Source organism: Actinomadura rugatobispora, from assembly GCF_055379765.1.
The window spans coordinates 8,905,300-8,928,486 of the sequence record NZ_AP029191.1; the positions used below are offsets into that span (position 1 = coordinate 8,905,300).

19 protein-coding genes are annotated in these 23,187 nt (G+C 72.3%); 14 read left to right on the plus strand and 5 right to left on the minus strand.

Translation table 11 applies throughout. The features are described 5' to 3' along the window. A complete protein-coding gene (locus ACZ466_RS40115) occupies positions 1 to 3,726 on the minus strand; it encodes a nitrate reductase subunit alpha (RefSeq protein ID WP_378281386.1) in 3,726 nt (1,241 codons plus the stop codon). Between the two features lie 258 nt (positions 3,727 to 3,984). Continuing rightward, entirely contained in the window at positions 3,985 to 5,466 is a 1,482-nt protein-coding gene (locus tag ACZ466_RS40120; protein ID WP_378281385.1) for an aldehyde dehydrogenase family protein, read from the minus strand. Positions 5,467 to 5,702: 236 nt separating this feature from the next. Here ACZ466_RS40120 and ACZ466_RS40125 point away from each other — a divergent pair, with 236 nt between their 5' ends. Next, positions 5,703 to 6,464: an alpha/beta fold hydrolase gene (locus tag ACZ466_RS40125; RefSeq protein ID WP_378281384.1), complete on the plus strand. Its 762-nt coding sequence runs from the start codon at positions 5,703 to 5,705 to the stop codon at positions 6,462 to 6,464. After that, complete coding sequence (locus ACZ466_RS40130; RefSeq protein ID WP_378281383.1) at positions 6,454 to 6,873, plus strand: carboxymuconolactone decarboxylase family protein; 420 nt, start codon at positions 6,454 to 6,456, stop codon at positions 6,871 to 6,873. The genes ACZ466_RS40125 and ACZ466_RS40130 overlap by 11 nt, the downstream gene beginning before the upstream one ends. 100 nt (positions 6,874 to 6,973) lie before the next feature. Here the strand turns inward: ACZ466_RS40130 and ACZ466_RS40135 are convergent, their stop codons facing one another. Further along, a complete protein-coding gene (locus tag ACZ466_RS40135; RefSeq protein WP_378281382.1) occupies positions 6,974 to 7,675 on the minus strand; it encodes a GntR family transcriptional regulator in 702 nt (233 codons plus the stop codon). A 375-nt stretch (positions 7,676 to 8,050) separates the two neighbouring features. On the opposite strand from ACZ466_RS40135, the gene ACZ466_RS40140 reads away from it, so the two are divergent. The 12 genes from ACZ466_RS40140 to ACZ466_RS40195 all read left to right on the plus strand — a co-directional run bounded on the left by ACZ466_RS40140 (position 8,051) and on the right by ACZ466_RS40195 (position 20,662). After that, positions 8,051 to 8,935 carry an alpha/beta fold hydrolase gene (locus tag ACZ466_RS40140; protein WP_378281381.1) on the plus strand — a complete coding sequence of 295 codons (885 nt, stop codon included), beginning with the start codon at positions 8,051 to 8,053 and terminating at the stop codon, positions 8,933 to 8,935. 46 nt (positions 8,936 to 8,981) lie between these two features. Further along, complete coding sequence (locus ACZ466_RS40145; protein ID WP_378281380.1) at positions 8,982 to 10,589, plus strand: ABC transporter substrate-binding protein; 1,608 nt, start codon at positions 8,982 to 8,984, stop codon at positions 10,587 to 10,589. 61 nt (positions 10,590 to 10,650) lie between these two features. After that, positions 10,651 to 11,592, plus strand: coding sequence for an ABC transporter permease (locus ACZ466_RS40150; RefSeq protein WP_378281379.1), 942 nt, complete (start codon positions 10,651 to 10,653; stop codon positions 11,590 to 11,592). 1 nt (position 11,593) lies between these two features. Beyond that, positions 11,594 to 12,574 (plus strand): ABC transporter permease, encoded by a 981-nt coding sequence (locus ACZ466_RS40155; RefSeq protein WP_378281378.1) that lies wholly within the window; start codon positions 11,594 to 11,596, stop codon positions 12,572 to 12,574. Then, positions 12,564 to 13,607, plus strand: coding sequence for an ABC transporter ATP-binding protein (locus tag ACZ466_RS40160; protein ID WP_378281377.1), 1,044 nt, complete (start codon positions 12,564 to 12,566; stop codon positions 13,605 to 13,607). The genes ACZ466_RS40155 and ACZ466_RS40160 overlap by 11 nt, the downstream gene beginning before the upstream one ends. Next, complete coding sequence (locus ACZ466_RS40165; RefSeq protein WP_378281376.1) at positions 13,604 to 14,665, plus strand: ABC transporter ATP-binding protein; 1,062 nt, start codon at positions 13,604 to 13,606, stop codon at positions 14,663 to 14,665. Before ACZ466_RS40160 ends, ACZ466_RS40165 begins: the two co-directional genes overlap by 4 nt. Beyond that, the gene (locus tag ACZ466_RS40170; protein WP_378281375.1) at positions 14,662 to 15,339 is read left to right on the plus strand and encodes an isochorismatase family protein; all 678 of its coding nucleotides are present in this window, start codon (positions 14,662 to 14,664) and stop codon (positions 15,337 to 15,339) included. Before ACZ466_RS40165 ends, ACZ466_RS40170 begins: the two co-directional genes overlap by 4 nt. 38 nt (positions 15,340 to 15,377) lie before the next feature. Further along, positions 15,378 to 17,168: a hypothetical protein gene (locus ACZ466_RS40175; RefSeq protein ID WP_378281374.1), complete on the plus strand. Its 1,791-nt coding sequence runs from the start codon at positions 15,378 to 15,380 to the stop codon at positions 17,166 to 17,168. Positions 17,169 to 17,178: 10 nt separating this feature from the next. Next, on the plus strand, positions 17,179 to 17,772 hold the full coding sequence (locus ACZ466_RS40180; RefSeq protein WP_378281373.1) for a hypothetical protein: 594 nt from the start codon (positions 17,179 to 17,181) through the stop codon (positions 17,770 to 17,772). Between the two features lie 14 nt (positions 17,773 to 17,786). After that, a complete protein-coding gene (locus ACZ466_RS40185) occupies positions 17,787 to 18,761 on the plus strand; it encodes an aldo/keto reductase (RefSeq protein WP_378281372.1) in 975 nt (324 codons plus the stop codon). Positions 18,762 to 18,824: 63 nt separating this feature from the next. Then, positions 18,825 to 19,541 (plus strand): TetR/AcrR family transcriptional regulator C-terminal domain-containing protein, encoded by a 717-nt coding sequence (locus ACZ466_RS40190; protein ID WP_378281371.1) that lies wholly within the window; start codon positions 18,825 to 18,827, stop codon positions 19,539 to 19,541. Between the two features lie 140 nt (positions 19,542 to 19,681). Continuing rightward, complete coding sequence (locus ACZ466_RS40195) at positions 19,682 to 20,662, plus strand: NAD(P)-dependent alcohol dehydrogenase (protein ID WP_378281370.1); 981 nt, start codon at positions 19,682 to 19,684, stop codon at positions 20,660 to 20,662. A 23-nt stretch (positions 20,663 to 20,685) separates the two neighbouring features. Here the strand turns inward: ACZ466_RS40195 and ACZ466_RS40200 are convergent, their stop codons facing one another. Next, complete coding sequence (locus ACZ466_RS40200) at positions 20,686 to 21,291, minus strand: dihydrofolate reductase family protein (RefSeq protein ID WP_378281369.1); 606 nt, start codon at positions 21,289 to 21,291, stop codon at positions 20,686 to 20,688. Positions 21,292 to 21,412: 121 nt separating this feature from the next. Beyond that, a complete protein-coding gene (locus ACZ466_RS40205; RefSeq protein WP_378281368.1) occupies positions 21,413 to 23,122 on the minus strand; it encodes a hypothetical protein in 1,710 nt (569 codons plus the stop codon). Between the last annotated feature and the right edge of the window lie 65 nt (positions 23,123 to 23,187).

Consider the following 23,187-nt stretch of genomic DNA (forward strand, 5'->3'; position numbering starts at 1 on the left):
TCAGTAGCTCACCTCCTGGGACCGCCGCCGGATCACGGTGACCGCGTCCCGCTGGTTGCCCGTGGGTTCGTAGTAGTTGGGCGCGAACGACAGCTGCGCGTGCCCGCCGATCAGGTGCGTCGGTTTGATCAGCAGCTTGGTGAGCGCGTTGTGCACGCCGCCGCGGCGCCCGGTGGCCTGCGAGCGCGGCACGTTCACCAGGCGCTCCTGCACGTGGTACATGAACACGGTGCCGGCGGGCATCCGGTGCGAGACGACCGCGCGGGCCACCACGACGCCGTTGCCGTTGACCGCCTCGATCCAGTCGTTGTCGGCGACGCCGATCGCCTCGGCGTCCGGCACGCTGATCCAGATCACCGGGCCGCCGCGGGCGAGGGTCTGCATCAGCAGGTTCTCCTGGTACTCGGAGTGGATCGACCACTTGGAGTGCGGCGTGACGTACCGCACCGTCACCGACCGGCCCGTGTCCCCGGCCCCGGAGGCGTGGTCGCGGAACTCGCCGAGCGCGGCCATGTCCAGCGGCGGCCGGTACACCGGGAGCTGCTCGCCGCACTCGGCGATCCAGTCGTGCTCCAGGTAGAAGTGCTGGCGCCCGGTGAGGGTGTGCCAGGGCTTGGCGTGCTCGGTGTTGATGGTGAACGGGGCGTACCGGCGGTCCGGCGCCTCCTTGCCCGACCATTCGAAGCTCGCCCCGACCTGGACGGGCCGGCCCTGGGTGTCGCTGAACAGCACGCGGCGTTCGGCGACCGACGCGGCCAGCTCGTCCAGCCCGGACGACGGGCCGCAGCGCTCGGCGAGCCGGGAGAAGCCCTCGGCGGCGATCCGCCCGTTGGTGGTGCCCGACAGCGCGAGGATCGCCTCGCAGAACTTGACGTCGGTGTCCAGCAGGGGACGGCCCCGCGCCGTGCCGCCGGCCGCCGTGCCGCACCGCGCCGCCAGCCACTCCACCTCGGCGTCCGGCCGGACGGTGACGCCCTTGACCGTCATGCCCTTCCCCTCGACCAGGGGGCCCAGGGCGGCCAGCCGGTCGGCGACGGCGGTGTAGTCGCGCTCGACGAGAGTGAACGACGGCAGGTTGCGGCCCGGCTCGGGCGGCGGCGCGCCCGGAGCGCCTGAGGTGTCGCCCGCCCAGTCGCGGACCCGCCCGCCGGGCGTGGCCAGCTCGCCGGGGGTGTCGTGCAGCGCGGCGGTCGCGACCAGGTCGTGGACGGTGTCCAGCCGGCCCGCGGCCAGCTCGCTCAGCCCGCGGGCCAGCCCGTGGAAGATCTCGAAGTCGGTGCGGGTCTGCCACGGCGGGCTGATCGCCGGGGAGAAGGCGTGCACGTACGGGTGCATGTCGGTGCTGGACAGATCGTGCTTCTCGTACCAGGTCGCGGCGGGCAGCACCAGGTCGGCGTACAGCGTGGTGGACGTCATCCGGAAGTCCAGCGCCATCAGCAGGTCGAGCTTGCCGCGCGGCTCGCCGTCCCGCCAGGTCACCTCCCGCGGCCGCGCCTCGGGACCGGCGGGCGGGGCGGAGGCGTTGTCGGCCGCGCCGAGCAGGTGGCGCAGGAAGTACTCGTTGCCCTTGGCGGACGACCCGAGCAGGTTGGCGCGCCACACCGTGAGCACGCGCGGCCAGTTCTCCGGCGCGTCCGGGTCGGCGCAGGCGAACGACAGCCGCCCGGCGGCCAGTTCCGCCGCCGTCCACCGCCCGGGGTCGGCCCCGGCCTCGGCGATACGCCGGCCGAGGTCGAGCGGGTTGGCCGCCAGCGTCGGGTAGAACGGCATCCAGCCCAGCCGCGCCGACTGCGCGACGAGATCGGCGGTGTGCCGTCCCGCGAACAGCCCGCGCCCGGTGGGGGACGACAGGGCCTCGGCGGAGAACCCCTCGTACCGCCACTGCCCGGTGTGCATGTACCAGTACGGGGTGCCCGCCATCTGCCGGGACGGCCGCGCCCAGTCGGCCGCCTGGGACAGCTGCTGCCAGCCGCCGAGCGGGCGCACCTTCTCCTGCCCGACGTAGTGGGCCCAGCCGCCGCCGTTCACGCCCTGGCACCCGGTCAGCAGCAGCAGCGACAGGAACGAGCGGTAGATCGTGTCGGAGTGGAACCAGTGGTTCGTCCCCGCGCCCATGACGATCATGGCCCGGCCCTCGGTGCGCTCCGCGCTGGTCGCGAACTCGCGGGCGATGCGGGCGACGCGCTGCGCCGGGACGGAGGTGATGCCCTCCTGCCACGCCGGGGTGCACGGCTGCGACGGGTCGTCGTACCCGGCGGGCCACTGCCCGGGCAGCCCTTCGCGGCGCACGCCGTACTGCGCGAGCAGCAGGTCGAACACGGTGGTGACGAGCAGGCCGTTCAGGCGCCGGACCGGCACGCCCCGGCGCACGACGCCGTCCTCGACGTCGAAGCGCGGCAGCACCACCTGGACGGACTCGCCCTCCCCGAGCAGGGACAGCCGCGGGTCGACGTCGCCGAGGTCGAGGTTCCAACGTCCGGCGCCCTCCTCGTCCCAGCGGTGGCCCAGCGTCCCGCCCGGCGCCACGGGGGCGCCGGTGCGGTCGTCCACCAGCACCGGCTGCCAGTTCCGGGACTCCGGCGCGGTGCCGGTGTCCAGGTCCAGATCGGACGCGGTGACGAACGGGCCGGGCGTCGGCTCCCCGTCCTTTCCCGGGACCAGCGACACCAGGAACGGCAGATCGGTGAATTTCTTGACGTAATCGGCGAAATAGGGGACGGTGCGGCGCACGAAGAACTCGGTGAGGATCACATGGCCCATCGCCATGGCCATCGCCCCGTCCGTTCCCGGATGCGGGTGCAGCCACTCGTCGGCGAATTTCGTGGCGTCCGAATAATCCGGTGAAACGACCACGACCTTCTGCCCGCGATAACGCGCCTCGGCCATCCAGTGCGCGTCCGGCGTGCGCGTCACCGGCACGTTGGAACCCCACAGCACCAGATACGCCGCGTCCCACCAGTCCGCGGACTCGGGCACGTCGGTCTGGTCGCCGAAAACCTGCGGCGAGGCGATCGGCAGGTCGGCGTACCAGTCGTAGAACGACAGCATCGGCGCGCCGATCAGCGACATGAAGCGCGCGCCGACCGCGTGCGAGGCCATCGACATCGCGGGAATGGGGGAGAACCCGGCCACCCGGTCGGGCCCGTACCGGGCGATCGTGTGGACGTGCGCGGCGGCGGCGATCTCCAGGGCCTCGTCCCAGCCGACCCGCACCAGCCCGCCGCGGCCGCGCGCCTCCTGGTAGCGCCGCCGCTTCTCCGGGTCTTCGGTGACCTCCGCCCAGGCGGCGACGGGATCGCCCAGCCGCGCCCTGGCCTCCCGGTACATCTCCAGCAGCACGCCCCGTGCGTGCGGATGGCGGATGCGCGTCGGCGAGTAGGTGTACCAGGAGAACGACGCCCCGCGCGGGCAGCCGCGCGGCTCGTACTCGGGACGGTCCGGGCCGACGCTCGGGTAGTCGGTCTGCTGCGTCTCCCAGGTGATGATCCCGTCCTTGACGTACACCTTCCAGGAGCACGAGCCGGTGCAGTTCACCCCGTGGGTGGACCGCACGACCCGGTCGTGCGCCCAGCGCTCCCGGTAGGGCCGGTCGTTGACGTCCTGGTCGTCCCGGTACACGGCGCGCAGGTCCGCGGTCGTCTCCGTGCGCCGCAGAAATCGCCCGGATTTCAGCAGCCGTTCGGATGCGGCTTCTTCCCATTTCCGGCGGCCCGTGCGTGCGGCCAAGGCGGCGTCTCCCCTCCTGGGTGCGCGACCCGCCCGGGATCACGACAAAGACACACCTGCCGGGGCCGAGTGGCGAATAGCCGAATCGACGCCCTTCCCCGCGACGTACCGGGCGAGTTCGTCCTCAAGGAATCTCACGCCATCTGACCATTCACGTCAACCTTCTTTACCTTCCCCTAACCCTCCGCCGCCCGCCTTCCCCGACCCGAATAAAGGAACACCCGAAAAGTCGCCGAACGGATCGCGCCGCCGCCCGGATCAGGACAGCCTGGTGAAGACCGAGGTCGACTCCAGGAAGAGGTCGAGGCCCTCGGGCCCGAGCTCACGCCCCCAGCCGGACTCCTTGAAGCCCCCGGTGGGCATGGTGACGTCGGGCAGGCCGTGGACATTGATGCCGACCCGGCCGGCTCTGAGGCGTGCGGCGACCTGATGCGCCGTTCTGACGTTGCGCGTCCACACCGAGCCCGCGAGGCCGTAGGGGGTGTCGTTGGCGGCCGCGACCGCTTCGTCGAGGGTGCTGAAACGCATCGCCGCGACGACCGGGCCGAAGATCTCCTCGCGGACCGCACGCATCCGCGGCCGCGCGTCGCCGAGCACGGTCGGTTCCACGAAGAATCCCGGGCCCGCGCTCCGGCCTCCCGCGACCACGGTGGCGCCCTCGGTGACCCCCGACTCGATGTAGCCCATCACCGTCTCGCGCTGCTCCGCGGAGATGAGCGGCCCCATCTCCGCGAGAGGGTCGAAGCTGTACCCCACCTTGAGCGCCTCCGCGCGCCGTGCGACGCCGGCCACGACCTCGTCGTAGACGGCCTCGTGGACGAGCAGCCGGGAGCCGGCCGTGCACACCTGGCCCGCGTTGGAGAAGATCGCGGCGGCGGCCCCGGCGACGGCCTCCTCGACGTCCGCGTCGTCGAAGACGAGGACCGGGGACTTGCCGCCGAGTTCGAGGGACACCTTCTTCAGGTTGCCGGTCGCGGCGCGGACGATCGCCTTGCCGACCGAGGTCGAACCCGTGAACGCCACCTTGTCCACCAGCGGGTGCTCGCTCAGGCGCGCGCCGACGGTGACGCCGTCGCCGGTGACGACGTTGAGCACCCCGTCGGGAAGGCCGGCCTCCTGGGCGATCTCGGCCAGCATGAGGGTGCTGAGCGGCGTCAGTTCCGCGGGCTTGACGACGCAGCTGCAACCGGCCGCCAGCGCGGGGGCGACCTTCCACGCCGCCATCACCAGGGGCGAGTTCCACGGGGTGATGAGGGCCGCGACGCCGACGGGGCTCTTGAGCGTGTAGGCGTGCAGGTCCATCCCGCGGCGCCGCAGCTGCGAGGCCCGGCCGGCGATCTTGTCCGCCCAGCCGGCGTAGTACCGGAAGACGCGGGCCGCCTCGGGGAGGAAGCCGTTGCGGACGTTGCGGTGGGGTGCGCCCTGGTTGAGCGCCTCCGCCGTCGCGATCTCGTCCGCCCGTTCTTCGAGCAGGTCCGCGATGCGCCACAGGACGCGTGCCCGGTTCTCGGCGGGCAGGCGGTGCCAGGTGCCCGCGTCGAAGCTGCGGCGGGCCGCGTCGACGGCCGCGTCGGTGTGGGTGAGCGTGGCCTCGGGAACGACGGCGATGACCTCGCCCCTCCCCGGGTCCACCACCTCCCGGTGCCCCTCGGACTCCACCCACCTGCCTCCGATCAGCATGCGCCAGTCGCGGCCGGGCCACTCGGGGGCGTGCACGTGGGTGTCGGGGAGCAGTGGCATTCAGGTCGTCCCTTCAGGCGAAGCGCGTGATCCGCAGGCCAGCACGCTAACCTAATGTCGGCTGTCTGTCAGCTGTGAGGTCGAACCACCGTGAAGCTGCGGGACACGCTCGTTGACAAGATGATCGGTGCCGATTAGATTCCGAGCATCTAGCAGCTATCAGACAGGACGCCATGACATCGGGTTTCCCCGCATCGCCGCGGGCAACGGGCGGACCGCAGCCTCTCACCGAGCCGGTGGACGTCCATTACCGCGTCGACGGGGACCTCGGCGCGGGCCCGCCCCTGGTCTTCGTCCACGGGGTGGGCAGCGGCCTGGAGGCATGGCAGGGCGTCCTGGACGAGCTGCCGCCGGGGCGCGCGTTCGTCCGCTACGACCTTCGCGGGCACGGCCGCTCGCCGGCGCCCGCCGGTCCGTGGAACGTGGACGACTTCGTCCTCGACCACCTGCGGCTCCTCGAACGCCTCGGCGTCGGGACGGCCGACACCGTCGGCTTCTCGCTGGGCGGCCTCATCGTCCAGCGGATCGCCGTGACGCGTCCCGAGGCCGTTCGCCGTCTCGTCGTGATCGGCGCCGTCGCCGGCCGGACCGGGGAGGAGCGGGCCGCGGTGCTGCGGCGGCTCGCGACGGTCGAGGCCGAAGGCCCCGCCGGTGCCGCGCGCGGCAGCGTGCGGCGCTGGTTCAGCGAGGAGTATCTGGCCGGGCACCCGGACGCCGGCGCGGAGGTCGTCGCCCGGATGGAGCGGCTCGACCGCGACGCCTACACCCGCGCCTACCGGGTGCTGGCCACCACGGATCTGGCGGACGACCTGGGGCGTATCCGTGCGCCGCTGCTCGCGATGACCGGCGAGTCCGACATCGGGTCACCGCCTCGCATGTCCCGGCTGATGGCCGACCGGACCGGCGGGCGCGCGGCGGTGCTGCCGGGGGCGCGCCACACGGTCCTGCAGGAATGCCCGGAACCGATCGCGAAGGAGATCGCCACACATGTCCGCTGACACGCTGCCCGACCAGGACCTTCACGACGAGGGGATGAAGGTGCGCCGGGAGGTGCTCGGCTCCGAGTACGTCGACGCCGCGACCTCCCACGTCGACGATCTGACGGTCGAGTTCCAGAGGTTCATGACGACGTACTGCTGGGGCGAGATCTGGACCGACGACCGGCTGGCCCGGGCTCAGCACAGCCTCGTCGTCCTGGGCGTCACGGCCGCTCTCGGCAAGACGCGCGAGTTCGAGATCCACTCGCGCGGCGCGCTCCGCAACGGGCTCACCCCCGAGCAGCTCACCGCGGTGGTCCGGCAGGTCGCCGTCTACGCGGGCGTCCCCGCCGCCGTGTCGATCCTGCCGAGCGCGCGGGCGGCGATCGCCGACCACGAGCGCGAGGTCGCGGACGCCGGCCCGGCCTGAGGCTCAACGGTCCGCACGCGACGGTCCGCACGCGACGGTCCACACGTGGGAAGGCGCCCCTCGGCCCTGGCTCGGGGCGCTCTTCACACCGAGGCCGGACTCAGCCCCTGAGCTCCGGAGAGATGAGATCGAGGCCCTCACCTTCCGCGAGCAGGGGAAGCGCGGTCTCGGCGGCGTGCTCGACGTGCTGACGGCACAGTTCCTCGGTGCGGGCGGCGTCACCGGCGACCGCCGCGTCGCAGATCGCCTGCACCTCCGCGAGGGACTCCTTGGCCCGGCCGGGCTTGGAGAGCGAGACGGCGCGGACCAGCGTCACCCGGCGGTTGATCGAGTCGAGGATCTGCTTCAGCTCGGCGTTCTTGGCCCCGTTCACCAGGACCTCGTAGAACGCGGTCTTGGCGATCGACAGCCGGCGGGTGTCCTCGGCGACCTCTTCGAGGTGGATCAGCGCCGTCCGCAGCGCGCGCCGCTCGGACTCGGTGGCGCGCTCGGCGAACAGGCGTCCGGCCAGGCCCTCCAGGGAGGAGCGCACCTCGTAGAGTTGCTTCGCGTCCTCGACCGAGAGGGTCGACACCACGGTCCCGCGTCCGTTGGTGGAGACGACGAGACCTTCCGACTCGAGTTGGCGGAGCGCCTCCCGGACGGTCGCGCGGCTCGCTGTCGTGGTCTCGCACAGCTCCCGTTCCACGAGCACCTGTCCGGGCAGGAGCCGCAGGTCGGTGATCGCTTCACGGATCTGCGCCGCGACCTGATCGCGGATCAGGGCGGGCGGGCGGTTGACGGCAGTACCAGAGAACGTCACGGCGCAATCATGACACAGAACCGGGAGAGATGTCCGCTGTAGGACAGCTCGGCGGCGATGCTGACCGCACTGTGCGCGCGCCGCCCGTCCCGGCGCCGCGCCGCCGCCTCGTCTGCCGTCGGCTTCGCGGACGAGCATTCCGCCGGGGCTCGCGCACGCGGAGGACGACACGGTGCCCGCACGGCGTGTGTTACAAGCAGATGTCGAGACCGTCAGCTATTGACCTGTCAGATAGCTAACGGCAGACTGATGCGCATCTTCGCGGGGAACACCGCGTTTCGGCCCATCGACCTGCCGAACGACCGGTGACCCGCCGAACGACCGGCCCGGTTCACCATCGGAACCCGGTACGCCATCAGAACAAGGGATGCCTGTATGGAACGGATGCGCCCCTCGGCGTCGGAACCAGCACAGGGGACGCTCCCCGCCACCACGCTGCACACCGTCGTCGACGGCGCGCCCGGGGCGGGGACGCCGACCGTCCTGATCCACGGCGTCGGCTCCGACCTGGCCCGATGGGATCCGGTCATCGGACCGCTCGCGGACAAGGGCACGGTCGTCCGCTATGACCTGCGCGGCCACGGCACCTCGCCGAAGCCGGCGGGCCCCTACGACATCGCCGACTTCGTCGCCGACCACGTCGGCCTGATGGCGGAGCTGGGCATCGCGAGGGCGAACATCGTCGGCTTCTCCCTCGGCGGGCTGATCGCCCAGGCCGTCGCGCTGCGCCATCCCGGACTGGTCGGCAGGCTCGTCATCCTGAGCGCCGTCGCGGGCCGCACCGCAGCACAGCGTGCCGCGGCGCTCGCCCGCCTGCGCGCGGTGGAGACCGGCGGTCCCGCCGTCGTCGCCGACGGCGGGGAGCGGTGGTACACCGACGACTTCCGGAAGAAGAACCCCGGCGTCGTCCGCGCGCACCTGGACCGCTTCCGGCGGAACGACCCGGCCGCCTACGCCGCGGCCTTCCGCGTCCTGGCCACCACCGACCTCATCGACGAGCTGCACCGCATCACCGCTCCGACACTGATCATGACGGGCGCGCTGGACGTCGGCTCGCCCCCCGAGATGTCCCGGGCGATGCACGAACGGATCGCGGGGTCGCGGCTGGTGGTCGTCGAGGGCGTCAAGCACGCCGTCTTCGAGGAGGCCGCCGGCATCGTCGCCGCCACCGTCCGCGACTTCCTGCACCCGCCCGGGGAAGGCCCGCGGGTCCCGCCGTCCGGGCGCCCGCCCGGCCGCGCGGTCGCGCGCGGCGACTGACCCGGGTCCACGCAGCATCATCCGACTCTGACGAAAGGTGGAGGCAGTGGCACGCCAGAACGCGGATCGGCCGGGCCCCGCGCCGGACGGCGCGATGAGCCGGCGGTTCGTCCTGCAGGCCGGTGGGGTCTCCGCGCTGGGCCTGCTCATCGCCGCGTGCGGCGGCGTCTCGACCGGCGAGCAGTGGGCCGAGGGGCCGACCGGGCCGCCGGTCCGCGGCGGAGACCTCGTCTTCGCGATGAGCATGAACTTCTCGACGCTGGACCCGGCCTTCTCGCAGAACACCACCGAGCGCTTCGCCTACTACGCGATCTACAACACGCTGGTGGCCTACGACAAGGACTTCAACATCGTCCCCGAGCTCGCCGAGAAGTGGGAGACGAGCAAGGACGGCAAGCGGCTGACCCTGCATCTGCGCCGGGGCGTGCGGTTCCACGACGGCACGGCCTTCGACGCCGAGGCCGTGAAGTGGAATCTCGACCGCATCCTCGACAGGAGGACCAACTCGCCCTTGCGCGGCTCGCTCACGCCGCCCCTCGAAGCCGTCGAGGTCGTCGACGACGCGACCGTCGAGCTGAACCTGGCCACCGCCTGGCGGCCGCTGCTCGCCGCGCTCGGGGAACGGCCAGGCTTCATGGTGTCGCCGGCGGCCGTCCAGAAGTACGGCGCGGACTACGGCGTCCACCCGGTCGGGACCGGACCGTTCGAGTTCGTCGGCTACACCGCCGACAGCGAGCTCAAGCTCAAGCGGTTCAACGGCTACTGGGACCCCGGCAAGGTGCACCTCGACTCCATCACCTTCAAGAACACGCCGGAGCAGCAGGTCCAGCTGACGATGCTGCGCACCGGCGAGGCGCACCTCACGGACCCCATCACCCCGCAGCTGGCCCTGACGATCCAGAAGGACTCGGGCGTGGCGCTCAAGGAGGCGCGGACCGGGAGCTGGTACGCGCTGCAGATGGACTGCGACAAGCCGCCGTTCAACAGGCCCGAGCTGCGCCAGGCCATCGCCCACGCCACCAACCGCGAGGGCGTCAGGAGCGCGATCTACCGGGGCAAGGCGCGCGTCGCCACCGGTCCCACCGGCATCGGCTGGGCGTACTTCGAGGAGGACACCCTGCCGGTGTACCCCTACGACCTGAACCGGGCCAGGCAGCTCGTCCAGCAGGCGGGGGCGGCGGGGCTGACGGTGAACTACGTCAACTCCAGCGATTCCGACTACCAGGCGATCGCCCAGCTCCTGCAGGGCGACTACGCCAAGATCGGCCTGAAGGTGAAGGTCGGCACCGTCCCCGGCAGCGACTACTACAACAACGTGGTGGACGACAAGATCGGCTGGTCGCTCACCCAATGGACACCGCGGGCCGACCCGGACGGGCTCCTGCGGACCCTGCTCTACAGCAAGGGCGGCCAGAACTCGACCGGCTACAGCAATCCCGAGGTCGACCGCCTGCTGGACGAGGCCGCCGGCGTCCTCGACAACGCCGAGGCCGCGAAGATCTACCGGCGGATCCAGCGGATCGTGGAGAAGGACGCGCCGTACGTGTGGGTCGTCTGGCCCAACGCCCTCGTCCCGCACAGCAGCGGGCTGGGCGGCGTGACCCTGTACCCCGACGCGATCTACCGCCTGCGCGAGATGTGGATCAGCCGGTGACGTCCGGGCGGTCGCGGGACATCCCTCAAGGCTGGAGGCACAGGCTGCTGTGACGTGGTATGTGATCAAGAGACTGGGCGCGGCGGTGCTGGTGATGATCGTGGTCAGCGTGCTGACCTTCATCGTCACGCGGGTGCTGTTCCCCGACCCGGTGCGGACGCTCATGGGGGGCCAGGACTCCTCGGCGACGCCCGAGCAGCTGCGGCAGATGACCAGCAGCCTCGGCCTGGACAAGCCGATGGCCGTCCAGTACTTCGACTGGCTCGGCAACCTGCTGCAGGGCGATCTCGGCCGTTCGTTCCGGACGCCGACCGGGGTCACCGAGACGATCCTGGAGCGGATCCCGGTCACGGTCGAGCTGATGGTGCTCGCCCTGCTGATCGCCCTGGTGGCCGGGACGGCGCTGGGCGTGGCGGCCGCGCTCTTCCGCGGCCGCTGGATCGACGCACTCGCCTCGGGCGCCTCGGTGCTGGCCCTGTCGCTGCCCAACTTCTTCCTGGGCATCCTGCTCGTCTACTTCTTCGCCCTCACCCTGGGCGTGCTCCCGAGCAGCGGCTACGTGCCGTTCTCGGAGGACCCGCTGGGCAACCTGGAGCGCATGGTGCTGCCGTCGGTCACGCTCTCGATGGCCTACGTCGGGACGTTCGCCCGCTACACCAGGGCGCTGATGCTCAGCGTGCTCTCCGAGGACTACGTCCTGCGGGCGCACGCGAGCGGCCTGGACCCGCGCCGGGTCGTGGTGCGCCACGCGATGAAGAACACGATGATCCCGATGGTCACCGTCGTCGGGCTCAACGCCGCGGGGCTGGTGGGCGGCGCGGTCGTCACCGAGAACATCTTCTCCCTGCCGGGCGTCGGCACCCTGCTGACCAACTCGATCCTCGGCAAGGACTTCCCGGTACTCCAGGGGCTGATCCTCGTCATCACCCTGGGCGTCGTCGTCATCAACCTGCTGGTCGACCTCCTCTACGGCGCCCTCGATCCCAGAATCAAGGTGAGCTGAGATGGCCGCGACCACTTTCCCGACCGCGGCCCGGCCGCGCGTCTCGACGGGGCGCCGCCTGTGGACGGCGACGAGCGCCTACCCGCGGCTGACGCTCGGCTCGGTCCTGCTGTCCGTCCTGGTCGTGCTGGCGCTGGCCGCGCCGGTCTTCGCCACCCACGAGCCGCTCGAACAGCACCTCGCGACGGTGCTCAGCCCTCCGGGAGGGGGCTACGTCTTCGGCACCGACCAGCTGGGACGCGACGTCTTCAGCCGCGCCCTGTACGGCGGCCGGCTCGTGCTCGCCGTGGCCATCGTCTCGGTGCTGATCGCCCTCGTCGTCGGGGTGCTGGTCGGCCTGCTGGCCGGCTATGTCGGCGGCTGGGTCGACGCGGTCGTGATGCGCGTCATGGACGGCCTGATCGTCTTCCCGGAGCTGATCCTCGCGCTCGCGATCACCTACGCGCTCGGACCGAGTTTCTGGACGGTCGCCGCGGCCATCGCCGTGGTGAACGTGCCCAAGTTCGCCCGCGTCGTGCGCGGCCAGGCGCTGAGCCTGCGGGAGCGGGAGTTCATCGCCTCGGCGAAGGTGTCGGGCGCGTCCACGTCGCGGGTGCTGCTGCGGCACCTGCTGCCCAACGTCCTGGAGGTGACGGTGGTGCAGTCGGCGCTGACCGGCGGCATGGCGATCTTCACCGCGGCCAGCCTGAGCTTCCTCGGGCTGGGACTCCCCGCCCCCGCGCCCGACTGGGGCGGCATGCTCCGCGACGGCTATCCCTATCTGGGCACCGTGCCGCTGATGTCGCTCGTCCCCGGTTTCCTCATCTTCGTCGCGATGCTGAGCTTCAACCTGATCGGGGACGGCCTGCGCGACCTCTTCGATCCAAAGGTCACGGGGCGTACCCGCCGCCGGCGGAAGCGATCCGGCACGGCGATCCAGGGTGGCGAACGGACCGGCGAACGGACCGGTGAACGGAGTGGAGGAGCCGGCGATGAAGTCTGACATCGAGACGCCCCTGCTCGAGGTGAGGGACCTCCAGGCCGTCTACGACTCGCCCCGGGGCCCGGTGCACGCCCTCAACGGCGTCTCGTTCACCGTGCGGGCGGGCGAGGTGCTGGCCCTCGTCGGCGAGTCGGGGAGCGGCAAGAGCGCCTCGGCCCTCGCGATCATGGGGCTGCTGCCGCGCACCCGCGGCCGGATCACCTCCGGTCAGATCCTGTACGAGCGGCGCGACCTGCTGCGACTCCCGGAGCGCAGGCTGCGGGCGCTGCGCGGGAACGAGATCGCGCTGATCTTCCAGAACCCCATGACCACGCTCAACCCGACCCTCACCGTCGGCGCGCAGCTGCGCGAGGTGATCGGGCAGCACACCGGCGCGTCGCGGCGGGAGGCCGACGCCCGCGCCGTCGAGCTGCTCGGCCTGGTCGAGATCTCCGATCCGGCCGCGCGGCTCAAGAGCTATCCGCACCAGCTCTCCGGCGGGCTCCGGCAGCGCGTCATGATCGCGCTGGCGCTCAGCTGCGACCCGAAGCTGCTCATCGCGGACGAGGCCACGACGGCGCTCGACGTGACGACGCAGGCGCAGATCCTGCGGCTGCTCAAACGGGTCACGGCCAGGCTGGGCACGGCCATGGTCGTGATCACCCACAGCATGGGGGTGGTCGCCGGCCTCGCCGACCGGGTGGCGGTGATGTACGCCGGCCGGATCGTCGAGATCGGCGACGTCGACGAGATCTTCTACGCCGCAGAGCACCCCTACACCGTCGGGCTGCTCGGCGCGATCCCGCGGCTGGACACCCCGCGGTCGGAGGACCTGGTCTCGATCGAGGGGAGGCCCCCGTCGCTGCTGGCACTGCCCCCGGGATGCCCGTTCGCGGACCGGTGCCAGGTCGTGCTCGACCGCTGCACCGCCGAGGCGCCAGAACCCGTCTCACCGGAGCGGCACACCGCGGCGTGCTGGGTGGACCCCGGCGAGGTACGTGCTCGGACGGGCCGTGCGGACGCCGCCGTCATGGAGGGAGGGGAGGCACGATGACCGCGACCGCGACGAGCGCGACGGGCGCGACGCCGTCCGGCGACGGCGCCCTGCTGGAGGTCACCGACCTCCGGGTCCACTACAAGTCCCGGTCCCGCGCCCATCGCAGGCTCGGGTACGACGTCCGGGCGGTCGACGGCATCTCGTTCGCCGTCGCGCCCGGCGAGACGCTCGGCCTGGTGGGGGAGTCCGGGTGCGGGAAGAGCACCACGGGCCGGGCCGTCCTGCAGCTGGTCAAGCCGACCGGCGGCACGGTGAGGTTCGACGGCGTCGACGTCACCGGGGCGGGCCGGCGGCGGCTGCTCGAGGTCCGCCGCGGACTGCAGGTGGTCTTCCAGGACCCCTACGACAGCCTCAACCCGCGGATGAAGGTCGGTGACATCGTCGCCGAGCCGCTGGCCATCCACGGTCTGGCCAAGGGCGAGGCGCGGCGCGGGCGCGTGGGCGACCTGCTCGAACTGGTGGGGCTCGGCCGCGAGATGATGTCCCGCCGCCCTTCCGAGCTGTCGGGCGGCCAGCGCCAGCGCGTCTGCATCGCCAAGGCGCTCGCGGTGAACCCGAAGTTCATCGTCTGCGACGAGGCGGTCTCCGCGCTCGACGTGAGCGTGCAGGCGCAGGTGCTGAACCTGCTGCGGAGGCTCCAGCGGGAACTCGGCCTCTCCTACCTGTTCATCGGCCACGATCTGAGCGTCGTGCGGCACATCTCCGACCGCGTCGCGGTGATGTACGCGGGCCGGCTGGTGGAGTCGGCGGCGAGCGAGCCGCTGTACGAACGGCCCTACCACCCCTACACCGTGAGCCTGCTCGCGTCGTCGCCGGTCCCCGACCCCCGGATCGAGCGCGACCGGCCCGTCGTCCCGGTGGCGGGCGAGCCGCCGAGCCAGTCGAACCTGCCCGCCGGGTGCCGGTTCGCGGCCCGGTGCCCGCTGGCCCGGGACAGGTGCCGCGCCGAGGCGCCCGCGTACACCGAGGTGGAGCCCGGCCGGATGGTCGCCTGCCACTTCTGGCGGGAGGTCAGGGACACCCCGGCCAGGGCCGGCGCGGGGGCCGCCCCATGAGCCGGGTGCCGTCGGCCGGACCATCCGCGAGCGCGCCCGCCGATGTGTTCCAGGCGCTGACCGCGTCCGAGCGGGCCGTCTACGAGCAGGCCGGATACCACCGCGTGTTCGGGCTCGGCGCATCGCCGGCGCTGCTCGTCGTCGACGTGGAGTACAACTTCACCGGGGACGCCGACGAACCGGTTCTGGACTCGGTCGCGAAGTACCCCGACAGCTGCGGCGGGGCCGCGTGGCGCGCGGTGCCCGCGATCGCACGGCTCCTGGCGGCGGCCCGGGCCGCGCGGATCCCGGTCGTCTACACCCACGGCAGGCCCGAGGGCGACCGCCCCGGCACGCCGCGCCGCGGCACCGACATCATCGACGAGATCGCCCCGCGGGACGGCGAGTACGTCGTGGCGAAATCGGCGGCCAGCGCCTTCCACGGGACGGACGTGGCCGCTCACCTGCGCGGCGGCGGGGTCGACACCGTCGTCCACGCGGGCTGCACGACCAGCGGCTGCGTGCGCGCGAGCGTCGTGGACGCGGCGGCGCACGGTTTCCGCAACGCCGTGGTGGAGGAGTGCGTCTTCGACCGGGCCGTCCTCCCGCACCAGGTGAACCTGTTCGACATGGACGCCAAGTACGCCGACGTGATCTCGCTCGGGGCCGCCGAGAACTACCTGGCGGGCCTGTGACACACGGTCAGGCGTGGAACGGTCGGAAGGATGGACGGATGACGACGCCGCGAGCCGGTGTCCGCGTTCCGCAGTGGGTGTTCGACGAGCTCCCGGGGGAGCTGTCGGAGAAGGCCCGGCGGGCCGCGGCGCTGATGCGCTCACCCGACGAGGTGATGTCGCCGCGGACGCTGCGCGGCATGACCGCCGGCAAGCTGAGTTTCGCCCAGACCCTGGTACGCCGCATGGCCGAGAACCGGTGGCGCATCACGTTGCGCGAGTGCGACGTCGCCGAGGACGGCACCGGGTACATGGCCTACGACATCCGGGCGGAGGAGCGACGACTCTCCTTCGGGGTCTTCGTCTACCCGCCGTTCCCGCCGGGGCACCAGCGCCTCTTCCGCGACACCCGGGTGGAGTTCTTCGGGATCCTGCTGGACGGCCCCGCCGACAAGCAGCGGTTCCTGCGGGAGCGCCGGGAGTTCGACGCCCATGTGTGGCGGGGGCGCACCGACCCGAAGGTCTACGGCTGGACCATCGCCAGTCGCGGAACCAGGACGTTCGACGAGGTCGTCGACGCGCTGGCGCGCGGAGAGCAGCCGGCGGTGTCCTCCCTCGACGCGAACGGCGGTTACATCCTGCGCAACGGCGGCTACTACGGCAACGGCCGGATGGGCACCCGCGCCTGGCAGAGCCACGCCCGGCACGGCGGTCCGCTGTCCATGCCGTACCACATCGACCTCTTCTGCGTTTACCTCTGGCGCCTGGTCAGCCTCGACCTGGTCGAGGCGACGGCGCGGGTGCGCGACGTCCGGGCGGTGGCGCTCGACCCGCGGATCCGGCGGCACATCGGCATCGGCAACTCCTCGGGCCTGGGCACCGTCGCCGCGCTGGTGCGCTGGCCGGCGCGGCTCTCGGCCTTCATGCTCACCCGTGAGCTCGGTTTCGCCTACGCCGCCGCCCAGCCCGCCGACCCGGGACGGATCAGGCGCCTGGCGTCCCTGCTGGCGAACGCGGCGTCCACCTACGCCGGTGCCCCCGAGGCCGCGGCCGACCTGATCGAGCCTCGCGGAGACGTCGCCGCGGCACTTCTCCGCGCACGTGACGACCTCCACGCACTGCTCGAAGCCGATGGGGACGCCACCGAACGCACGTGGCCGGCCCTGCTGGAGGCGGTGGACGGCTACGGCAGCGTCGAGGCCGCCGAAGTCGTCCGCGGCCTCCTCCTGGAGCTCTATCCCGAGGCCGGCGAGTTCAGCCGGGTGACCAGGGCGGGGATGCAGCGGCCGCAGGCCGTCGACCCGACGATGACCGTCGGCGAGGTCCGCGCGCTCCTGGAGGAGCACTTCGGCTGGGCCCTCACCCTGGACCTGGAGAGCCCCGGCAAACGGGAGTTCTTCTGGTACCGCTCGGAGGAGAACGGCGAGAACCGGCGCGGCGAGCGATCGGTCGACGTGGGCGTCGAGCGTGAGACCGTCATCGACGTCGCGGGCATGACCCGCAGGCTGCACGACTTCCTGGCGTCCGTGCCCGGCGACGTCGGCATCGGCAGGTTCCTGCTGGAGGAGCCCGAGCACTCGCTCTCGGTGGCACGCGTCCAGCTGGCGGCGACGTCGCCCTACAGCGAGCTTCGGGCGAGCGTCTGCGACGCGGACTTTCTCGCCAGCAACGGAATCCGATGCTTCCTGTCGGTCCTCGGGATCGAGCTGCCGACGCCGCACAGCGGCCGGTGGGTGCGCGGACTCTTCTACCGGGGAGCGCCCCTGCCGGAGGATCTCGCCGACGGCCACGAGGGGGAGTGGGGAATCGGCGCCCAGGGGGCGACGGAGAACACGGTCGTGAGGACATGAGGACGAGACGATGACCACCAACATCGCCGTGCCCGAGCTGCGGCGCTACGCCCCCGACGCGCTCCGCATGGTGGGCGTCCCGCTGGGGCAGGCCGACGAGACCGCCGACATGCTGGTCTGGACCGAGGCGGTGACGGGCGGGGCGCTGCGGTTCGTCCAGACCAACCGCGCCCGGCTGAACTGGAGCCCGCGGCCCCGTCCGCGCGTGATCGCGGAGACCCCCGAGGAGGCCGTCGTCGACGCCCGCGGCGGAAGCCTGCTGGAGTTCGGCATCCGGATCTTCGACTTCGCCTGCGCCGAGGCGGCCGCCGCGGGCTCCCGCCAGGTCCGCGTGCGGAACGTCTACGGCGCGGTGTTCCTGCCCTACCTCGTCGCGCGCGCCGCCGAGCGAGACGTCCGCGTCGAGGTCCGCGGCCCCGATTCCGGCGAGCTGACGCTGCGCGCCACCACCGGCGGTGCGGGGGAGGGGCTCGACACCCCGGCCTACCGGAACGCCGTCGATCACGGCATCGACATCGACGAGCGCGACTTCGACACCGTCACCCAGCTCTTCGAGAGCCTCCGGGTGCCGACATCCGAACGATCCCGCTCGCACGCGGGCTGAAGAGAAACGGACTGATGGACCACACGCGGCTGGGCTCCACGAACCTCTGGACATCGCGGATCGGATTCGGCGCCATGGGCATCGGAAGCCCGACGTGGCGATCCTGGGTCCTCGACGAGAAGGCGTCGATTCCCGTCATCGAACGGGCCGTCGAACTCGGCATCACCTTCTTCGACACCTCGAACTTCTACTCCGGCGGCGAGAGCGAGCGGGTGCTCGGAGCCGCCCTCGGCCGCCTGCTGCCCCGCGAGGACTACATCCTCGCCACCAAGGTCGGCAACCGCATGGGCGGCACGCCCACCACCGGCGGCTATTCGCGCAAGCACATCCTGGCCGCGGTCGAGGACTCCCTCCGCCGGCTCGGCACCGACTACATCGACCTGTACCAGACGCACGTCTGGCGCGAGGACACCCGCATCGAGGAGACGCTCGACGCCCTGCACACCCTCGTCGAATCGGGAAAGGTCCGCTATGTCGGCGCGACCGACATGCCGGTGTGGCAGTTCGCGAAATTCTTCTACGAGGCCCGGCGGCTGGGCCGCCACGCCTTCTCGACCATGCAGCACCACTACAACCTCGTGTGGCGCGAGCACGAGAGCGAACTGATCCCGATGTGCCGGGCCGAGGGGATCGGTCTCCTGCCCTACAGCCCGCTGGCCCGCGGCTTCCTCGCCGGCGACCCGCGGGGCCATGACCGCGGCACCGAGCGCGGCCGGACCGACGACCACGCGCGAAAGTGGTACGGGCGCGACAGCGACCAGCGCGTCCTGGAACGCCTGCTGGCGGTCGCCGCGGACCGGGCCGCCTCTCCGGCCGCGGTCTCCCTCGCCTGGGTGCTCGCCAAGTCCCCCAGCGGAGCGCCCCTCCTCGGCCCCACCGCCCCCGCCCATCTCGACGTCATCGAGCAGGCACTGACGCTCGAACTGACCCCCGCGGAGATCGCCCGGCTGGAAGAGCCCTACCAGGCCAGACTCCGCTACGCCCACTAGCCGCGCGTGGGAACCGGCGTGAGACTTACCGTGTACGGGTAGAGTGCGCCGGGAGGAAGATCCATGATCCCACGTACCGACGCCGACGAGCTGACCGAGCAGCCCCGCATCCCGCTGAGCCGGAGGCGGGTGCTGCGCGCGGCCGTGCGGCTCGCCGACCGGGACGGCCTCGACTCGCTGACCATGCGCCGGCTCGCGCAGGAGGTCGGGGTCGAGGCGATGTCGCTGTACCACCATGTCGCCAACAAGGACGCGGTCTTCGACGGCCTCGTCGAGGTGGTCCTGGGGGAGATCATGGCGGCGGTGGAGGAGGTCGAGGCGCCCTCTCCCGACGAGGACTGGCAGGGGGCGCTGCGCGCGCGGATCCTCGCCGCCCGGGAGGTCCTCCTGCGCCACCGCTGGGCCCCGCGGGTGCTCGAGACCCGCGCCAGCACGAGCCCGATCTTCATCGCCCACGTCGACCACATCGTCGCCCTCCTCCGGGCGGGCGGGTTCTCCTACGAACTGGCCCACCGCGCGCTGCACGTCCTGGGCAGCCGCGCTCTGGGGTTCACCCAGGAGCTGTTCCAGCCCGACGATGCCCAGAGCACGGACGCCGCGGCCGCGGCGATGATGGAGCAGATGGCCGAGCAGTTCCCGAACCTCGTCGGGATGCTGGCGGACGCCGTCCACGACGACCCGGACGGCACCCTGGGCTTCTGCGACGACCAGTTCGAGTTCGAGTTCGCGCTGGACCTGATCCTCGAAGGCCTGGAGCGCCGCCGCACCGCCGGCTCCTGAGCCCGCCGGGCGCTCCGTCACTTCCGGTCACCGTCTGACCCTCTTCCGCCGCACCCCTTGACTCCCTTACGCCGTACGATAGCCTTACGGCGTATGACAACCTTACGGCGTACGACGGAATCCACCGGAAGGAAGACGCCATGAAGGCCTGGAGCTGGGACCGCTACGGCTCGCCCGACGTGCTGACCCTCAAGGACGTCGACGAGCCCGCCATCGCCCGGGACGAGGTGCTCGTCCGGGTGCGGGCGGCGTCCGTCAACCCCTACGACTGGCGCCACGCGGCGGCCGACCCGAAGCTGGTACGGCTCAGCATGGGGCTGCGCCGGCCGAAGCCCGGCCTGGTCCTCGGCGCCGACCTCGCCGGCGTCGTCGAGCGCGTGGGCGACGAGGTGACCGGACTGCGGCACGGCGACGAGGTCTTCGGGGAGGTCCGGCTGGGCTCGTTCGCCGAGACCGTCGCCGTCCCGCAGGACAGGCTGGCCGTCAAGCCCGCCCGCCTCACCTTCGAGCAGGCGGCGTCGGTGTCGATGGCCGCGCACACCGCCCTGCAGGGGCTGCGGGACGTGGGCGAGATCTCCGCCGGTCAGCGGGTCCTGGTCAACGGGGCCTCCGGCGGCATCGGCACGTTCGCCGTCCAGCTCGCCAAGACCTTCGGAGCCGAGGTCACCGGCGTGTGCAGCACCCGCAACATCGAACTGGTCCGCTCCCTGGGCGCGGACGACGTCGTCGACTACACCCGCGAGGACTTCACCGAACGCCGGGGACGCTACGACCTGCTCCTGGACATCGTGGGCGACCGGTCGCTGGTGGCACTGCGGCGTCCCCTGACCTCCCGCGGAACGCTCGTGATCGTGGGCGGCATCGCCTCGGCCCGCGGCAGCCTGCTCGGCCCGGCGGCGCAGATCCTGCGCGGAGCCCTCGCCAACCCGTTCGTCAGGCAGCGCATCGCGAGCGTCGCCTGGAAGCCCAACTCCACGGACCTGCGCCTCCTGGCCGACCTCATGGACAGGGAACAGATCACCCCCGTGATCGACCGCACCTACCCGTTCGCCGAGATCCCCGACGCGCTGCGCTACCTCGAACGCGGCCGCGCCCGGGGCAAAGTCGCCATCACCTTCTGATCACCCGGGGCCGGTGACGAGGATCATCGGGCCACCTCGTAGCGGAGGTGGGTCACGCCGGGTGCCGGGACGGCCTCCAGCAGACGCAGGCGCACGTGCTCCGGGAACTCGTGGAAGAAGCCGCGACCCCCGCCCAGCAGGACGGGCACCTGGTGGAGGATCACCTCGTCGACGAGGCCCGCCTCCAGCGCGGAGGTCAGCACGCCGCCGCCCATGAGGGCGACGTCCTTGCCGTCGGCGGCCTCGCGGGCCGCGGCGACGGCGTCCTCGACGCCGGTGGTGACGAGCGTCTGCGTCTCGCTGATCTCGGGCGCGGGCCGGTGGCTGAGGACGAAGAGCCGCGCCGTCGGGTGGGGGCCGCCGCCTCCCCAATGGCCCGAGTGCTCGTAGGTGGTGCGCCCCGCCACCACCGCCCCCACTCGTGCCGCGATGGTGTCGAAGAGCCGGGCGCTGGGCTCACTGAGCTTGAATCCGTCGAACAGCCGGCTCGGGGTGTCCCCGTCGAAGTACCAGTCGAAGAGCATGGGCGCGTCACCGAGACCGCGCCCGAACTCCTCGCCGCCGTCGGGCGTGCGACCGCTGATATAGCCGTCGACCGAGACGGCATGGGCGCTGAAGACCTTGCTCATGGCTCTCCTTCGCTCCGGATCCGCAGGGCTCGTTCGGGCCGCGCGGGTCCAGCTTGGCAAAGGCGCTCTTCAGGAGGGGGTAGGGCACGCTGGGCGCAGCCGTTTCAGGGAGCCACTCTTCTCATGAAGGGCTGACGACCGTGCGGTCTCCGTCCGACTCGTAGGCCACGACTTGGACGACCGGGAGGCGGGCCGTCTCCGGGGGCGTGCCGCCGGCGCGCGGGCCCGGCACCACCAGCAGGGGCGTTCCGCCCGGCCGTCCCGCGCCCTTCTCGTGGGAGCCCAGTTCGCCGACCGTTTTCAGCCGCGCGACGCTCGGGCCGGCCGCCGCCACCAGATGCCAGCGCCGGGGCGCCCGCCACCACAGGGCGGCGGTGATCGTCCCGGCGGACGAGGTGGTGGCGCTGTTGGTCCCGCCCCGCTCGGACAGCGCCCGGCCGTCCTCGGAGATCAGGATCGAGCCGCCCGGGGCCGGTGAGGACGCGTCCACCGTCAGCAGCGTCGCCCGGCCGCCGCCCTCGGGCAGCTCGCCGCTCCACAGATGGCCGAGCCGCAGGTCGCCCGACTCGGTCAGCGTCGCCGCCGCCTCGCAGGCGACGGCGTGCAGCGCGGCCCAGCGGAACCGCTCCTCCTGCTCCGGCGGGTCGCGGAACCACACCTGCGGCGCCGCGGACTGCGGGTTGTGCGGGGCGAGCTGCGTGACCGTCCGCGGTCGCCCGCCGGCGGCCGGCCGGGACGTCATCTGGAACACCACGTAGTTCTGGCAGCGCGGCGTGAACCAGCTCCACGGCAGCGGATCGCTGAGCCCGTCCCGTACCGCCACCGGCTGCCAGTCCGGGGAGCGCCGGGACGGCATCGCCGCCCGCACGTCCCGCAGCCATGGCGGGACGAGGTAGCGCCACGTCATCCCCAGCATGATGAGCTGCCCCGCGCCCGTCCCGAGCGTGCGGACCGACTCCACGCCGCGCGACAGGCGCCGCTCGAAGTACTGCGCCACGCGGGGCGCGTCCCGCGGGCCGGGGGAGTCGCGCAGCACCACCAGGGCCGCGCCGTCCACCGTCCCGGCGTACAGGACGAAGACGCGGCCGAGCGGCGGGTCGCGGCGGTCGGTCCGCCAGGCGTCGGCGGCCCGGCGCAGCAGCCCGGCGTCGTGCAGCCGGCCGCCCTGGGCGGGCCACTCGTTGATGGTCGGTGTGCCCGTCTTCTGCCACGCACCAGGGTCGATCGCGGCGGGCCCGCCAGGCGCCGCGTCCGGCCGGGTGAGGACGAACCCGGCGACCGCCACCAGCGCCGCCGCGAGCACGGCCGCCATGCCGGCCCGCCAGGCGGGCGGGACGGCGGGCGGCGGGCGGAGCCGGACGAGGTCGGGCTCGAACGCCTCGATCTCGGCCCGCTGCGCGGCCTCGTCCAGCCCCGTCCGGCCGTCCACGGCGGCGGTGACCCGATCCACGTCCCGGAAATCGGCCCGGACGCCGGACTCGCGGTGGACGCCCAGCTCGGCGGCGACCTCGGGTGCGGTGAGACCGTCGCACCGCAGCAGGTAGGCGAGCCGCTCGTGCGGAGACAGCTCCCGCAGCGCCGCCCGGACCGGCCCCGGCGGGGTCCGCACCGGCTCGACGAAGAGACGGTGCAGCCGGTGCCGGCCGGCCGGCGGGGCGGTGAGCAGGAGCGCGACGAGCCGCGCCCGCCTGGCCGGGTGACCGCCGTGCCGAACCCGTGCCGCACCGGCGGCGACGCGGCGGGCGCGCGCGAGAGGGGCGTCGCCGTCGTCCAGCACCAGGTACGCGAGCCGCAGCAGGCCGGCGTAGTGCTCGCGGTCCACCCTTCGCACCCGGGCACCTCCCGCCAGCATTGTGCGCAGCGGTTGGTAACGGCCGGGTCGCTGCCGGGGCGCCG